Raw genomic sequence first — 16,152 nt, forward strand, 5'->3', positions numbered from 1 at the left:
TGTATTTTCTGTAGAGACGCAATATTTTGCGTCTCCTATATGCAAATCAATAAACAATAATCGGTCTAACAGCGAGAGACGCAAAATGTTGCGTCTCTAAGAATGTTATTCTATACTCTTCCCCTTCATTGCATGACTAATAGCCTGGTCCATTAACCGCTCAGCAAACGGGCGGGTAAATTCGTTCAGCTCATCAATTGCTTTATGAATTGCATCTTTGTCTCCGCTGGTTAACGCTGCATTCAATTTATCAATATATTTAGTTGTGTCCGCTATTTCTGCTATCGAAACAAAATCACTGTTCTTCCTCAAAAAGCCTTCAACTTGTTTAACCATTTGTTCCCCTTCAACACGCGCTTCTATCAGCATCCGCTGACTAACGTCATCCTTTGCATGGGTAATACTGTCTAAAAGCATTTGTTCCACCTGGTCGTCGGTGATACCGTAGGTAGGTTTAACCTCCACTTCCTGTTTTACACCTGACCGCAGTTCTATCGCCTGGATTTTCAGGATCCCATCTGCGTTCAGTAAAAAGTTAATGTCTACTTTGGGAAATCCAGCCGGCATTGACGGAATACCCTTCAAATCAAACTCCGCAAGTTTGCGATTTTCCTTAATCAGGTCGCGTTCGCCCTGGTAAACGGCTATCTTCATGTTTACCTGCCCATCTATAGAAGTTGTATATTGGCGACCAGCCTTAGTAGGAACCTTTGAGTTACGCGGAATAATCACGTCCATCAATCCGCCCATGGTTTCAATACCAAGTGAAAGCGGGGTAACATCCAATAATAAAATATCGCTGCGGTTGCCTGCAAGCACGTCTGCCTGGATAGCAGCGCCGAGGGCAACTACTTCGTCCGGGTTAACTTCGTCGTGCACAGGGCGACCGAAAAATTCCGCTACCATCTTTTTAACTAAAGCCGTCCGGGTTGAACCGCCAACCATAATCACTTCATCAATCTGGCCAACCTCGATTTTTGCGTCCTTCAACGCATTCTGGCAGCAGGTAATGGTTTCCTGTACCTTGCCCAGGATCAGTTGCTCAAATGTATTTCTGTCAAGCGTACACCAGATGTCGCCTATTTTATCATTTACCAAACTTTGATAAGCAAATGCCCTTTTTGCTTCTTCCGCTTTCAATCGAAGTTTTTGGGCAAGTTTATTATCGGCAATTATATCAGCCTTATTTAACTGGTTTTTCTCTATCCAATAATCAACAATTGCGCTGTCAAAATCATCTCCGCCTAAAAAAGTGTTGCCGTTTGTTGCCAATACTTCGAAAATGCCATTCTGAATTTGCAGAATGGACACATCAAACGTTCCCCCGCCTAAGTCATAAACGGCGATGGTTTTGGTTTCTTCCGGGTTTAAGCCGATGCCATAGGCCAGGCTTGCTGCGGTAGGCTCATTTACGATGCGTAGTACATCGAGGCCGGCAAGTTTTCCTGCGTCTCGGGTGGCCTGTCGCTGCGAATCGTTAAAATAAGCAGGTACAGTAATTACCGCACGGTTTACCGGCGTTTTTAATGCATGTTCGGCACGAGCCTTCAGTTCCTTTAATATTAAACTGGAAAGTTCTATAGGCGTATAAAATTTATCGCCCACCTTTATTTTTACCAGGCTCTCCGAATCATCATCGATTACTTTGTAGGAGAAAAAATCCTTATAGTTTTCAATATCATGATATGAACGGCCGAGCAGGCGTTTAACCGAAAAAACGGTGTTTTGCGGATCGGTGACCAGGTATTCCCTTGCCTCGTTACCAACGGTGATTTCACCCGCTGGCCCAAAATGCACTACCGACGGCACCAAAACACCCTTGCCTGTATCGTTAATTACCTGCGGATTTTTATCCGGGTTGATGAAGGCAACCAGTGAGTTGGTGGTGCCCAAATCGATCCCTACAATTATTTCTTCCTTCTGTATAGAACCTGTTGCCAGGTTGATAGAAACTTTAGCCATTATACTTTGTTAACAAAGCGCAAATGTACTTAGTTTTAAGCGATGGTATGTCATTTGAATTTCGGAATTGTCTGAATCAGAATTTACAGGATTTGAGAAGTAACAAGATGTTGACGGCCATTCTTGAAATGAATTCTGAAAATTTAATAATTCTGCGAATTCTGATTCAGACAAAATCTCCTTACTTTCACATCAATGAAATTCAGCCTAAAAATCCCCCTGCTACTACTAATTACTTCCACTGCAACTATTTCCAAAGCTCAAACCTTCGGGGGTAACCCACCGTCTATCAAATGGCACCAGGTAAATACCCCGGCAGCAAAGGTTATTTTTCCAAACGGACTGGATTCTATGGCGATGCGGGTGGCTAACATAGTTCAGCAAATGAACGGGCTGATCCAGCCGACCATCGGGTATAAACAAAAGCAGGTGAGCATCGTACTGCAAAATCAAACCACTATTGCTAATGCTTACGTGGGTTTAGCGCCATTCAGAAGCGAGTTTTATTTAACACCCGAACAAAATAGCTTTGATGTAGGTAGTTTGCCATGGAACGAGCAATTGGCCATCCACGAATTCAGGCATGTGCAGCAGTATAATAATTTTAACGTTGGTCTGTCGCACGTGTTAAAGGTAGTGTTTGGCGAGGGCGGGCAGGCGCTTGGTAATGCACTTTCTGTACCTGATTGGTTTTTTGAGGGAGATGCAGTTTTTAACGAAACCCACGTGAGCGAGCAGGGCAGGGGGCGCTTACCTTTTTTCTACAACGGATTTAGGGCCTTATGGGCCGATGGCACAAATTACAGCTATATGAAGATCCGAAATGGATCCTATAGAGATTATACACCCGACTGGTATCCTTTGGGCTATATGATGGTTTCATATGGACGGGAAAAATACGGCGATGATTTCTGGAAAAACGTTACCCGCGACGCTGCGGCTTATAATGGCGGATTTTACCCGCTGCAACGCGCCATAAAGAAATATGCCGGTGTCGATTTTGAGACTTTCAGGAACAATGGGATGAATCATTTTAAGCAGGTATTTAAGAATGATAACAAATCGTCCGAAAAACAAACTAAACATTTTGACGCCGACCGGGAGTACCCGGCTTACGTGAACGACAGCACAATGATCTACATGAAAACCACGTATGATCACTTACCCGCATTCGTAATTAAAACTGGTAACAAGGAAAAGGTGCTCGGCGTGCGGGATGTGTCGATAGATAATTACTTTGCCTATCACGACGGGAAGATAATTTATAGTTCGTTCCGGCCCGATGCACGCTGGGGCTATCGTGACTTTAGCGAATTGGTTGAGCTGGATATAAAAACCGGAGATGAGCAACGGCTAACCCGTAAAACCAAATATTTTTCGCCCGCCTTCAGCGATGATGGGAAAACAATAGTTACTGTAGAAGAATCAACCACGGGGAAAAGCGATATTCATTTACTAAGTGCAGCAGATGGCAAGCAGCTTTCAATTGTGCCAAACAAGCAGCATCTTTATTTTACCTATCCAAAGTTTTATGGCGACGATCAGCTGATCTCAGCAGTTCGTAATTCAAGAGGTAAAATGTCATTAGCCATTATCGATATAAAAACCGGTGATGCTAAATTCCTGCTGCCATTCTCGTATCAGCCTATCGTATTCCCAACTGTAAAAAATGATACCGTTTATTTTTCCGCAACATCAGGGATAAATGACAGGCTGTTTGCTTTAAGCATAAAATCGGGCAAGCTGTATGAGCTATCAACCTTTAATAAAAATGGGTCGATAGGCAATTACCAGGCAACAATCAGCAACAAAAAATTTGCCTGGGTAGGCTTTACCGCATTTGGTTACCGCGTAAATGAAGCTGATAAAAAGGACTTGAAATGGGAAGAGATCAGCAATAACAATATCCCCGGCGGATTACCCGATTTCAACATCAGCGCCTTAAAAAGGGATTCATCGACAGATGTATTAAAGGATGTGAAAAATGAGCCTTTAGAGGTAACCAAATATCCAAAGCTTTACCACCCGCTCAATTTTCATAGCCTGATCCCTAATTTTAGCGACCCTAATTACCAGATCTCCATTGCCGGTGAAAACGTGCTGAATACCTTGCAAACAAACATCTCCTTTAATTACAATCGTGATGAGGGTTATAAACAATTTGGCGTTGATGCCATTTACGGTGCCTGGTTTCCCTATGTATATGGAGGTGCGAATTACACAATAGACCGTAAAGGCTACTACAAAGGCAGCAATATTTACTGGAACGAAACGCAGGTTGATGCCGGATTGGAAGTGCCGCTTGATTTTTCTGCCGGTAAACACCTAACCGGCCTAAGCTTTGGTAGTGGGTTAGTGTATTCGCAAACCAACTTTCAACAACCCTACCAGGCGACGTTTGCTGACAGGTCGTACGTTTATAACAGCAGCTTTATTTCATTCAGTAATAAAACGCAACAGGCACGGAAGAATATTTATCCCAACTTCGGGCAAAGTATTTCGCTGGCCTATAAAACAGCCATTTCGGGGTTGAACGCCAATCAATTTTTAGCATCAGGAACTTTCTATTTCCCGGGGTTATTTACCAATCATGGTTTTGCTATAAGTGCGGCACATCAGCAAAAGGATAAAAACAACGCGATCAGCTTCTCCAATGATTTCCCCTTTTCGAGGGGATACCAGGCAGAGAATTTGCATGATATGAATAAGCTCGGGGCTAATTACCAATTCCCTATAGCCTATCCGGACGCTGGTTTCGCCAATACTTTTTACCTGCAGCGCATCAGGGGTAATGCCTTTTATGATTTTACCCGCGCAACAGATTATTATGTTGATGGCAGCCAGTTTAAAGGGACTTTCCGCTCAACCGGTGCCGAGGTCTATTTTGACACCAAGTTTTTTAACCAGGCGTCCATCAGCTTTGGCTTTAGGTACAGCTATTTAATTGACAATGATATTTTTGGCGGAACCGGGCATAACAGGTTTGAACTAATAGTTCCTGTAACGATATTTTAATTAGTGAATTAGTGAGGAGTGAATTAGTGATTTATAGCGATTTTTAAAAACTTCGCAAATCTGATTTTGTTCTTGAAGCATGGAGAAATATGTGAATCTAAAAGTGGCCGATGGCACCAGTATGGAAGCTTATACGGCTATCCCGGCAGATGCAGTTGGCAAAACCAATCCCGGACTAATTTTATTACAGGAAGCCTTTGGTGTGAACCACCATATCCGCGATGTTGCCGATCGCTTCGCTGCCCAGGGATTTGTGGTTATAGCACCTGAAATGTATCACCGTACTGCACCGCCGTATTTCGAAACCGGCTATGATAACTTTGATGAGGTAAAACCTCACGCCTCGGCAATGACGGTTGACGGTAATGAGGCTGATATAAGGGCTGCTTATCATTGGCTGAGCCAGCATGAATTGGTAAATCCTGCGAATATTTTCAGCGTTGGCTACTGTATGGGTGGCCGGATGTCATTTTTAGCTAATGCAACTATGCCGATAAAGGCAGGGGCAAGCTACTATAGCGGGAATATTAAATCTGTTACAGACAAGGCAAAAAATGTAAGCGGCAGGCACCTGTTTTTCTGGGGCGGGCTAGACAAACATATCGGCCAGGATCAGATTGATGCCGTTACCTCTGCAATGGACGCCGCCGACAAACACTATATCAACGTAAAATTTTCAGACGCCGACCACGGTTTCAATTGCGACGAACGGGCAAGCTACAACGAAAGCGCAGCAAAGGAAGCGTGGGCATTAACACTGGCGTTCTTTAGGGATAATATGTAGTAGTTCATAGTTGATGGTTCATAGTTCATAGTAAAAAAGGATTTTTAGCTGCTCATCTATCTTTGCTATATTTGAGCAATGAAAAGGATCTTATTTGGTTTTGTTGCCGCCATGTTTTTGTTCAGTTGCTCATCCCCTGTTAATTATAAGCAAAGCAGCGTTGCGTATTTAAAAAAACAATATCCTGGCCTTACGTCTGTCGACACCATTAAGTTTTTAAAACCAGATAGCATTTACTCAACTTTTCATGATACGCCCATGTACAGGGCACTTTTGCGTGGCGTTAATCATTTTGCAAATGCTAATGATACGGTAAAAGTAAAGGAGCTATATGCAGTAATAAAGGAAAAGGAAAAAGCTTACAAAAACGTTGTTACCGGCTGGGACGTAAGGCTAATATATAAGGCAAAAAATAAAAAAGGTGTGCTGAAAACCGATACCTGCCGGTTTACATTTGACAGCACATTAAAAATAGTAAAGGATTTAAACGGGGTGGATCTGTAAAATCCCTAATCTGCCGGCAGGAAAATTTCAAAATAAATTACACCCTGTTTTATATGTTGCTTTAATTTTATTTTTGTTTTTAGCGATTTTAAAACCAAGCTCACATGGGATGCTTAAGCCGATTTTTATTTTGAAATGGGCGTTATGTAAGTTAATTTAAATTTTATTAATCATTGGATTTTTTATAGTTTTCTACTGTGAAATTCAAGCATAATCTCCTGCGTGACACCCGTTTAATAAAAACCGGTATTATAGTAAAACTAACTCTTTTATCCCTTTTAACTTGTTTGTTTAATGTTCGCGGGTTAAGAGCATCCACTTATCAAACAGATTTACCCAAAACCAATATTTTTTATACTGTTAGTTCAGCTCCTGAAAAAAAAAGAGCAGAGCTTGCGATTAAGATTTATAAAAATAACTGCCGGAAAATGACTGCCGGCATGGCAATGACGAATTTGGACCGGTTGAATGACATTGCCGCCCAATTAAATGACAAATCATTACAATGGGCTGTTTTTGGGCTTAGAGCTGATTATTATTCAGTTAACAGGGGGTTTAATTCTCTAGGCCTTAATTATTATCAGGAAGCAATTGATTTTGCAAAAGATAATGACATGGAAATTGAAACTGCAATAGCTTTGCATCAAATGGGTATGTATTACTATACCTATAAAAACAATGCCGGTGCTTACCCTTATTTGCAGGATGCCTATGATAAATTCAGTAACATAGGATTTAAAGAAATTCCAAACATCTTTAGCTTTATAAATGATTTTGCTGTGTTTTATTATAACATAGGAGACTATTATAACGCAAACCTGCTGCTAACGGAAGCCATTAAATATAAAGCCCCTAATAAACGCAGTGAGATTAGCGCTATCAATTCCATTGGTTTAATATATAGAAAATACCTGCAATTCCCGCAGGCGCTTTATTACTTAAATAAATCCTTAAACCTGGCTATTGCAAGCAAGGATACTGCATGGATAGGGATTGCAGGTGGAAATATAGGATCAGTTTATTTAATGCAAAACAATTATCAAAAAGCGCTGCCCTTTATCCGAAGGGATTACAACGTGTCATTAAAATATAATGAACTTGAAAATGCTGCAATTGCTTTGCTCCGGTTAGCAAAAATAAACGTTCAGACAGGTCATATTCAAATGGCTGCCAAGCAACTGGACACTGTTAATAATATGATTAATAATATAACCTACGGTCCATCAGATATTTTAAATCAATGGATTGAATATTATGGGTTAAAGTCAATCGTATACGAGCATACCGGAAATCTGGCAGCGGCGGTAAGCTACAGGAAGATGCTGGAAGTTGCCAAGGATAGTTTGGCAGGCAAGAAAAACATTGCCGCGTTTGAGCGGATGAGGTTAATGTATTTAATAGATTCGCACCGTAATTTGGTTAATAAACTCAAATCAGATGAAGCAGTAGGATTTGTTAAGCGGAATGCTATTATTACGATGCTGTTTTTATTGATCATCATATTTGGGCTGATTTATAACAGGCAATTATTTAAAGCAAAAAAGGAAAAGGAATTTTTAAGTATAGAGAAACAAAGGCTTGATGACGAGTTGAAAAATTCAATTGTTGAATTAGAGATCTATACTGAAAATCTGAAACAAAAGAACAAACTTATAGAGAAGTTTAAGCAGCAGTTAGCCAGCATTAAGGAAAACAAAGCCAATGTTTATCAACTGGAGGAATTAATGCCGGTAAATATTATGACAGATAAAAGCTGGGATGAATTTAAAGTATTGTTTACAAAAGTACATTCCGGGTTTTTCTTTAATCTCAAGAAACATAATCCCAACATAAGCGGTGCGGACACAAGGCTATTAACACTAATGAGGCTGAACCTGAATAACCGCGAAATGGCAAATATGCTTGGTATAACACAGGAAGGAATAAAAAAGGCTAAACAACGGTTGCGAAAAAAATTAGAACTTCCGGATAATGAAACCTTAGAAAAATTTATAGCTGAAATATAACCTCCTTTATAAAAATGCCATCGGTTAAATCATAGTACTTTAAAGCATTACGACGGCTGTTACCAGTATCAAAAAAGTAACAGATTTGTCCCTTTTTTGTCCACCTTGAAAATTATAGTTTGCCCTGCCTGTACGCTAATTTTATGAAACTTTAATTCATGATAGTTATGACCCAGGGGAATCCAAAAAAATGTAAAAGGTGTAAATCGGGCTTTTTAGAATATCGGGCCAGAAGGGCTATATTGGTAAAGCTATTATTGTTTTGGCTCCCTGTTGAACGTTACAGGTGTTCCAATTGTATGAAGAAAAGCTATATCATCGGAAAAAACCTGGTAAAAGATAAAAACAGGCTGAACCGGGTGAGTTTTAACAATTAATTTTTTTCTTCCGGCAACACAATCCTAAAAGTCGAACCGCTTCCCACTTCGCTTTCTACTTCAATTTTTCCTTTGTGCTTCTCAACTATCTGCTTAACAATACTAAGTCCTAAGCCGGTGGATTGTTCTCCCTTTAACCCGGTACGCCCGGCCTTTGAGAATGGGGTGAAGATTATCGGCAGCATCTCTTTTGGGATCCCAAGGCCCCTATCTTTTATTTCAATAATGATGTTTTGATTCTTTTTGCTCAGAAAGATCTCGATCTTGCTTTTTTCCTTCGAAAACTTTAATGCGTTGCCGATCAGGTTATCCAACACGCGCGTGAATTTTTCGTGATTGATTAATGCGTAGGCCGGATTTATGGAACTCAGTATCTCGATAGTATTCTTAGCCTCCTTTTGGATCTTCCAAACATTTATATTTTGTTTGATTAACTCATTAAGTTCGGTTTTAACCGTTATGAACTCACCGGAATTATCATTCCGGGCTGATTCAAGCAGGTCGTCGATAATGGTGCGCGCCCTGATGCACGAGGCCTTCATCAGGTTTAAAGTATCCTGGGTGTCGGCGTCTATATCCTCCATCTCCATCATCATGGCCAGCGTTTCAACAGCAGCGATGGGATTACGAAGATCATGCGCGACGGTGCCAAGCAACTGGCTCTTAAACTCACTTCCCCGTTCAATTTCCAGGTTTTTTTCGCGGATCTCATTTACCTGCATCCAATAATTGGCTTTGTACGAGAAAAAGTATCTTGATATTAAATAAAATCCCCCTAGTAAAACGACGGAAACCATTTGGTTATAGATCATTTCCGTAGGGTCGGTATGGCTGTGGATCAATAACGAAGTAAATAATAGCTCGATTGCTATTATGAGAATTATAGTTTCATAATATTCGAAAACGCAAAGGATACTGATAACCGTTAACGATATAAGGTAAAGTATCAGGGCGTTGCGTGGGTTGGCGGTAGCAATAAAGCTGCTGAACATTCCGCAAACGATAATATACAGCGAAAAGCAAAAAACAAACAGCGACATTATGGCAGTAGCCTTCTTGTTTTTCTTAAATTCATCTATCAAAAAATTACTGATGATATAAAACAACAGCGCTGAACCCATAAACACCCAATTGGTGATGTCAAACTCAGGAAAGTTTTCGGCACGGGTAAGACTCAATGGGAAAATAAAATACAATAGCCTGATAACCACATTCAATAGCAGGAAAATAATGCTCCCTATACGTACAGAAGCCAGGTTTTGGCTGGTGTAGTAATCTCGGTAGGCATTTTTATATTTCCCTGGTAAGTATTTAAAAAAGTGTTTATCCAAAGTGAACTATTATTAGGGCTAAGCAAAAATATAATTTTTAAATCAAGTTAAAGCCTGCAAATATCAGATTACAAGGCTGTGACAAAGTAGCGGTCGGTTTTGTTTTTGAACGACAATTTAGCAGGTTGAAAAGTATGGCAGGGGAATTGATGCCATTAGTCTGAATCAGAATTTGCTGAATTTTAGAATGAACAGAATCCTGTTCGGTTGAGAAAAGAGTGCCCCTAATATCCGACTAACATCTTGAAAATTCTTGAATTCTAAAATTCTGATTCAGACAACAAAAAGGAAAACATAACCATGAATTTTAACAATTTTACCATAAAAGCGCAGGAGGCTGTTCAAAAGGCTTCTGAAATTGCTACAGGGAACCAGCAGCAGGCAATTGAACCCGCGCACCTGCTTAAAGGTTTATTGCTGGTTGATGAAAACGTAATATCATATTTATTAAAGAAATTAAACGTCAATCTTAACCGTTTGAACGAGACTTTGGATACACAGATCGCTTCGTTTCCAAAGGTTAGCGGCAGCGACGTTTATTTATCATCTAATTCAAATTCGGCCTTGCAAAAGGCTACTGCTTATTTGAAGGAGTTTAAGGACGAATTTGTATCGGTAGAACATATTTTACTGGGAATTTTATCTGTAAACGATAAAACCAGCTCGGCTTTAAAGGATTATGGCGTCAACGAGAAAGATCTTAAAAAAGCTATCATTAGTTTACGCGGCGATAACAAGGTTACCGACCAAAACGCCGAAGCAACATACAACGCGCTCAATAAATACGCCCGTAACCTGAACGAGTATGCCGAATCAGGCAAGCTTGACCCGGTTATCGGTCGTGATGAGGAGATCAGGAGGGTTATCCAGATTTTGTCCCGCCGTACAAAAAACAATCCGATACTGGTTGGTGAGCCGGGTGTTGGTAAAACCGCCATCGCCGAAGGTATCGCGTTCCGTATTATCAAGGGCGACGTACCTGAAAGCTTGAAGACAAAAACCGTTTACTCCCTTGATATGGGTGCGCTTATTGCAGGTGCTAAGTATAAAGGTGAGTTTGAAGAACGTTTAAAAGCCGTTATAAAGGAAGTTACCCAGGCTGATGGCGAGATCATCATGTTTATTGACGAGATCCATACCCTTGTTGGGGCTGGTGGAGGCGAAGGTGCGATGGACGCGGCCAATATTTTAAAGCCGGCGCTTGCACGTGGCGAGTTAAGGGCGATAGGTGCAACCACCTTAAACGAATACCAGAAGTTTTTTGAAAAGGATAAAGCGCTTGAACGTCGTTTCCAGATGGTGTTGGTGGATGAGCCTGATACTGCAGACGCGATCTCTATTTTACGCGGACTGAAGGAACGTTATGAAACCCACCACAAGGTGCGGATAAAGGACGAGGCTATTATTGCCGCCGTCGAAATGTCACAGCGTTACATTTCTGACAGGTTTTTGCCTGATAAGGCCATCGATTTAATGGATGAAGCAGCTTCCAAATTACGTTTGGAAATGGATTCCGTTCCAGAAGTGGTGGATGAGCTTAATCGCCGGATCATGCAGCTGGAAATTGAACGCGAAGCAATCAAACGCGAGCGCGATACTAAAAAAGTAGAGGACTTAAGTGAGGAAATTGCCAACCTATCTGCTGAACGCGATTCTTTACGTGCCAAGTGGCAGGGAGAAAAAGACCTGGTAGATGGGATCAACTTAAAGGTTGAACAAATAGAAAATTATAAACTGGAAGCCGACCAGGCTGAACGTGCAGGAGATTACGGAAAGGTAGCCGAACTGCGCTACGGAACCATAGTTAAGGCTCAGCAGGAAGTAGAGGACCTGAAGAAGGCATTGCTTGAAAACCAAAGCGATAGCCGGATGCTAAAGGAAGAAGTTACTGCCGACGATATTGCCGGCGTGGTTTCACGATGGACAGGGATCCCTGTTTCAAAAATGATCCAGAGCGAGCGTGAGAAATTATTAAGTCTGGAAGACGAGCTGCACAAGCGTGTAGCTGGGCAGGAGGAAGCTATTGAAGCGATAAGTGATGCTATTCGTCGCAGTCGTGCCGGGTTGCAGGATAAACGCAAGCCGATTGGCTCGTTCATATTCCTTGGTACCACCGGTGTTGGTAAAACAGAGCTGGCTAAAGCATTGGCAGAGTATCTGTTTAATGATGAGGGTGCGTTGATCCGCATTGATATGTCGGAATACCAGGAACGTCATGCAGTATCAAGACTAATAGGAGCGCCTCCGGGCTACGTTGGTTATGATGAAGGCGGACAATTAACTGAAGCCGTGCGTCGCAAGCCATATAGCGTGATCCTTTTGGATGAAATAGAAAAAGCGCATCCGGATGTGTTCAATATCTTATTGCAAGTGTTGGATGATGGGCGCTTAACTGATAATAAAGGCAGGCTGGTGAACTTCAAGAACACCATCATCATCATGACTTCTAACATTGGCTCAAACCTGATAATGGATAACTTCCAGGAACTGGATGATGATAACCGGGATGAAGTGGTCGCCAAAACAAAAAATCAGCTGTTTGATTTGTTAAAGCAAACCATCCGCCCCGAGTTTTTAAACAGGATAGACGAGATCATTATGTTCACACCGCTTAGCCGTGATGAGATAACCGATATTGTTAAGCTGCAATTTAAACAGGTACAGCAAACGCTGGCGGAAATGGGTATTACCATAGAAGCATCTGAAGAAGCCCTGGACTGGCTGGCGCAATTAGGTTACGATCCGCAATTTGGTGCGAGGCCGTTGAAGCGTGTGATTCAGAAAAGGATTCTGAATGAGCTGTCGAAACAGATCCTTGCCGGAAAAGTGGATAAGGACAGCAAAATAAAGCTGGATATGTTTGATAACCAATTTGTGTTCCTGAACGACAACAAAGCTGAAGAAGCCGCAGTATAATTAAATAATAACTCCATCATATAGATACAAAGGCTGCCCATGGGGCGGCCTTTGTTATTTGGTTCAGATTGTTAAGAGTATGTGCCCTAAGAATAATTTAACACATTTCTACAATTCGATTGTTAAATCGCTATGGTATAATCTTAATAATCAATGAGCTATGAAAGAGTATGTTGTTAAGAAGGACATCACTATAAATGCTGAGCCTTCGGTAGTTTGGGATGCATTAACCGATCCCGTTAAAACAAAAAAGTATTTTTTTAACTGCAAAGTTATCTCCTCGTGGAAGGAGGGGAGCCCGATAACTTTTGAGGGAAGGATGTTTTTGATAATCCCTATAAAGATGAAGGGGAGGATCTTAAAAATTGAGCCTGAAAAGCTGTTGCAATACAACTTAAAGAATGACAGCGACGATTCGTCCACTTTTTCGACGGTAACTGATAAGCTGACCTACAAAGACGGAAAAACCACATTATCGATTACTGACGACGTCGGTAGCGGTGGCGATGCGGAAAAAAGATATGGTAAATCTGTTAAGGGTTGGGACAAAGTACTTAAAGGACTGAAGGAAATGGTAGAAGAAAATTGATCATTTATTTCACTCAATTTTTTTAGCGTCACGTGTTCCGTTTTGAAAAAGCGTTGCTTTGGTTATAATACCCTTATCGTTTTTAATAAACTCAATTTGCGCATCAACAACCTTTAAAAAGAATTTGCTCTGTGTTTCAGGAAAAAGCTGGACTTTACCTTGCCCGGTTGCCTGTCCAAATAAGTTGTTTCCCTCGCGGGTTATGGTTAAAATAAAGTTAGGTGCGAGTTCATATTTGCCGGTATAACTTTGCAAAACACTGTCGGCAACGGCAACTACCTTTCTTACTTTCGAGCGGTTTAGACCGGTAAATCCGTAAACTTTGGCAACGCTGTTTACAATTTCGTTCATAATGCCTCCATGGTCTGAGTTAACCATTACCACCACACCGTTACCACCTTCGAGGCTGCCATAATACTGGCATCGGAAGCCTTCATTTGCGCCGCCATGCCCAAAATATTTTGTGCCATCCTGCAGGCTATCTATAAAAACGCCGAGCGCTGCATTTTTATCGATATATGGAGTAAGCCTTAGTTTTGTGAATTGCTGGTTAAGTACTTTGTTTGATTTGCCTTGCAACGCCAATTGTGTTTCAATAATATACCTGGAAAGGTCGGTAGGGTTTGTCCATAAGCCGGCCGCGGCTTGTTCCGGGTAAATATGGTATTTACCCTTAATCGCTGAACCGTCCACACGATAGGCTGTTGCCAATAATTCAGACTTTACATTAACAGGTGGTTGCGCGTATGTGCTGCTTGTCATTCCAAATGGCTTTAAAACATTGTCGTACATGAATTTGTCATAGGGCTGACGGGTAACGTCCATTACGATTAATTGGGAGATAGTAATACCGCCACCCGAGTATTCGGACCGGATGCCAGGTTCAAACATAGAGCGGATAGCGTCTGAATTTGCCGGTTTTTTACCATCCAGGATCTGGGTAATTGTAGGGATTGCCTCACCTTTTTCGTATCCTCCAAAACCATGAACCGTTAAACCCGCAGTATGGCTCAACAAGTTGGCAACGCTTATCTTTTTATTTTTTGAGACAGAATCATAAGGAAACCTCCACGTGGTGAGGTAGGTGTTGATGTCGGCATAAAGATCGATCTTTTTATCTTGAACCAGTTTCATTACACCAACGGAATTGATTGACTTACTTATAGAAGCCGCCTGGAAAAGCGTTTGGGTGGTTACGGGGATCTTTAAACTATCATCGGCAAAACCATATCCTTTTGCCCATTCTATTTTATAATTGTGTATAACAGCTATACTCACTCCATGAACCTTGTACATGGCCATCCGGTCGGTAATATTAGTTGGGCCATCGTTTCCGGTTTGGATGTCTGGGATCAGGTTATTTTCAACTTGTTTTATTTTATCATCGACTTCCGCATTGCGAGATTGCGCATTTGTGTTTGTTTTAACAAACAATAAAATTGCCAGGGACAGGGATAAGGAAGTTAGTTTCATAAATTGAATTTTATTAGATCAACTAAAATAGTACGGGCATTAGACGGAATTTCGTTATAAAGATATACACAATGCATCATTAGACGCACGCGCTAAATAAAATGTTGCAGCAAATCACATCTTAGGTTTAAATAAATTAACCCTGCATAATGTATTAACCTATAGGGGGCAAATATCAAATCATCCTCATTAAAAACAACCTCCCATTTTTATGGTTATCAATAAATAATACACTTAAACATAAACCCACCATGAAAACATATAATAATTTAGTGGAAGCCACTAACGACTTGATGAAGCGCGGATACACCGAAAACCTAAGCCTTGAAGGCGATACGGTCGACGACAAGGATAAGAACATTCACATGACTGCGGATGATATTGAAATTGATGAATTTTACCGCTTTGAGGGCGCAAGTAATCCTGATGATAATGCTATTGTATACGCAGTTACTTCAAAAAAGTATGATTTAAAGGGTGTGCTGATTAATGCCTTTGGTACTTATGCCAATACCAGTTCATCGGCTATCCTGGCAAAACTAAACCACGACCAGGTGAGTGATAACCTGAACCGTGCCGACAAACCAGAAGCCGATGCAGAGACCGGCACTATCGCAAATTAAGCTCCCAGCGCAGCCAGTAATCTTTTGCCTCTCGATTGGATCCCAGGCGAGCCATTACGCATCAGGAATTTTATTTGATTGGTAAGTTCTTCAGTGATCCAGGGATAGCGGGTGCGAAGATTGAACAGCACATCGGCAGAAAATACTTTAACGGCAACTTTTACTTTAGGATCAATCATCCAGTCGAAGCATTTTTCAACTACAGGTTCCAGGTCGGTATCCTGTAGTTTTTCCCTTATAAGGTAATGTGCCGTTGACGACGTAATGTGCATCATGATTTTCGCATAGTGCCGCTGACAACTCGGATAAACTACTTCGTGAAATCGTGTTAGCAAATAATCAAGATCAGGCAGGTAAGACACCGGGTTTATCAAAAAGGTATTTTCCAACAGCCATGCAGCGCGAAATGCGATAGTTTTATCCTCACGAAATGTAAGGTCAATCAAATCGCGAAGTGCAAAGCCTTGTTGCTTCAGTATTTTACTTAGCTTGTTCACCTTGGTTTTGCCAAATGTGGCAACCAGCTGATCGATAAGTTCGTCTTTTGTCATGATAAACCTAAATTTTGCAAG

The 16,152-nt window shown here is 41.2% G+C and carries 11 protein-coding genes; 7 read left to right on the forward strand and 4 right to left on the reverse strand.

Going from position 1 to position 16,152, the window contains the following annotated elements; genetic code table 11:
- Nucleotides 1-105: 105 nt before the first annotated feature.
- The gene (hscA, locus tag KXD93_RS00535) at nucleotides 106-1,962 is read right to left on the reverse strand and encodes a Fe-S protein assembly chaperone HscA (RefSeq protein WP_258134899.1); all 1,857 of its coding nucleotides are present in this window, start codon (nucleotides 1,960-1,962) and stop codon (nucleotides 106-108) included.
- Between the two features lie 195 nt (nucleotides 1,963-2,157).
- On the opposite strand from hscA, the gene KXD93_RS00540 reads away from it, so the two are divergent.
- From KXD93_RS00540 to KXD93_RS00555, 4 genes are all read left to right on the forward strand, one after another.
- Entirely contained in the window at nucleotides 2,158-4,977 is a 2,820-nt protein-coding gene (locus KXD93_RS00540; protein WP_258134900.1) for a TolB family protein, read from the forward strand.
- Nucleotides 4,978-5,056: 79 nt separating this feature from the next.
- On the forward strand, nucleotides 5,057-5,761 hold the full coding sequence (locus KXD93_RS00545; RefSeq protein ID WP_258134901.1) for a dienelactone hydrolase family protein: 705 nt from the start codon (nucleotides 5,057-5,059) through the stop codon (nucleotides 5,759-5,761).
- A 78-nt stretch (nucleotides 5,762-5,839) separates the two neighbouring features.
- Nucleotides 5,840-6,265, forward strand: coding sequence for a hypothetical protein (locus KXD93_RS00550; protein ID WP_258134902.1), 426 nt, complete (start codon nucleotides 5,840-5,842; stop codon nucleotides 6,263-6,265).
- A gap of 428 nt (nucleotides 6,266-6,693) precedes the next feature.
- Nucleotides 6,694-8,271, forward strand: a complete 1,578-nt coding sequence (locus tag KXD93_RS00555) for a tetratricopeptide repeat protein (RefSeq protein WP_258134903.1) — start codon at nucleotides 6,694-6,696, stop codon at nucleotides 8,269-8,271.
- Nucleotides 8,272-8,644: 373 nt separating this feature from the next.
- On the opposite strand, the gene KXD93_RS00560 is transcribed toward KXD93_RS00555, so the two are convergent.
- On the reverse strand, nucleotides 8,645-9,979 hold the full coding sequence (locus KXD93_RS00560) for a sensor histidine kinase (RefSeq protein ID WP_258134904.1): 1,335 nt from the start codon (nucleotides 9,977-9,979) through the stop codon (nucleotides 8,645-8,647).
- A gap of 300 nt (nucleotides 9,980-10,279) precedes the next feature.
- On the opposite strand from KXD93_RS00560, the gene clpB reads away from it, so the two are divergent.
- Both clpB and KXD93_RS00570 read left to right on the forward strand, forming a co-directional pair.
- The gene (clpB, locus tag KXD93_RS00565) at nucleotides 10,280-12,895 is read left to right on the forward strand and encodes an ATP-dependent chaperone ClpB (RefSeq protein WP_258134905.1); all 2,616 of its coding nucleotides are present in this window, start codon (nucleotides 10,280-10,282) and stop codon (nucleotides 12,893-12,895) included.
- 160 nt (nucleotides 12,896-13,055) lie between these two features.
- On the forward strand, nucleotides 13,056-13,484 hold the full coding sequence (locus KXD93_RS00570) for an SRPBCC family protein (RefSeq protein WP_258134906.1): 429 nt from the start codon (nucleotides 13,056-13,058) through the stop codon (nucleotides 13,482-13,484).
- Nucleotides 13,485-13,493: 9 nt separating this feature from the next.
- Here the strand turns inward: KXD93_RS00570 and KXD93_RS00575 are convergent, their stop codons facing one another.
- Nucleotides 13,494-14,957, reverse strand: a complete 1,464-nt coding sequence (locus KXD93_RS00575) for a serine hydrolase (protein WP_258134907.1) — start codon at nucleotides 14,955-14,957, stop codon at nucleotides 13,494-13,496.
- A gap of 251 nt (nucleotides 14,958-15,208) precedes the next feature.
- Here KXD93_RS00575 and KXD93_RS00580 point away from each other — a divergent pair, with 251 nt between their 5' ends.
- Entirely contained in the window at nucleotides 15,209-15,580 is a 372-nt protein-coding gene (locus tag KXD93_RS00580) for a phosphoribosylpyrophosphate synthetase (RefSeq protein ID WP_258134908.1), read from the forward strand.
- Here the strand turns inward: KXD93_RS00580 and KXD93_RS00585 are convergent.
- Nucleotides 15,577-16,131: a HEAT-like fold family protein gene (locus KXD93_RS00585; protein ID WP_258134909.1), complete on the reverse strand. Its 555-nt coding sequence runs from the start codon at nucleotides 16,129-16,131 to the stop codon at nucleotides 15,577-15,579. The genes KXD93_RS00580 and KXD93_RS00585 overlap by 4 nt on opposite strands.
- Nucleotides 16,132-16,152: the final 21 nt, after the last annotated feature.

This window comes from Mucilaginibacter phenanthrenivorans (assembly GCF_024721155.1).
Taxonomy (GTDB): domain Bacteria; phylum Bacteroidota; class Bacteroidia; order Sphingobacteriales; family Sphingobacteriaceae; genus Mucilaginibacter; species Mucilaginibacter phenanthrenivorans.

Bases quoted from the DNA above. Each gene is read 5' to 3' on its own strand.
- KXD93_RS00555 (WP_258134903.1), top strand. From the start codon at position 6,694: ATGACTGCCGGCATGGCAATGACGAATTTGGACCGGTTGAATGACATT.
- KXD93_RS00540 (WP_258134900.1), top strand. From the start codon at position 2,158: ATGAAATTCAGCCTAAAAATCCCCCTGCTACTACTAATTACTTCCACT.
- hscA (WP_258134899.1), bottom strand. From the start codon at position 1,962: ATGGCTAAAGTTTCTATCAACCTGGCAACAGGTTCTATACAGAAGGAA.
- KXD93_RS00575 (WP_258134907.1), bottom strand. From the start codon at position 14,957: ATGAAACTAACTTCCTTATCCCTGTCCCTGGCAATTTTATTGTTTGTT.
- KXD93_RS00545 (WP_258134901.1), top strand. From the start codon at position 5,057: ATGGAGAAATATGTGAATCTAAAAGTGGCCGATGGCACCAGTATGGAA.
- KXD93_RS00580 (WP_258134908.1), top strand. From the start codon at position 15,209: ATGAAAACATATAATAATTTAGTGGAAGCCACTAACGACTTGATGAAG.
- KXD93_RS00550 (WP_258134902.1), top strand. From the start codon at position 5,840: ATGAAAAGGATCTTATTTGGTTTTGTTGCCGCCATGTTTTTGTTCAGT.
- KXD93_RS00585 (WP_258134909.1), bottom strand. From the start codon at position 16,131: ATGACAAAAGACGAACTTATCGATCAGCTGGTTGCCACATTTGGCAAA.
- clpB (WP_258134905.1), top strand. From the start codon at position 10,280: ATGAATTTTAACAATTTTACCATAAAAGCGCAGGAGGCTGTTCAAAAG.
- KXD93_RS00570 (WP_258134906.1), top strand. From the start codon at position 13,056: ATGAAAGAGTATGTTGTTAAGAAGGACATCACTATAAATGCTGAGCCT.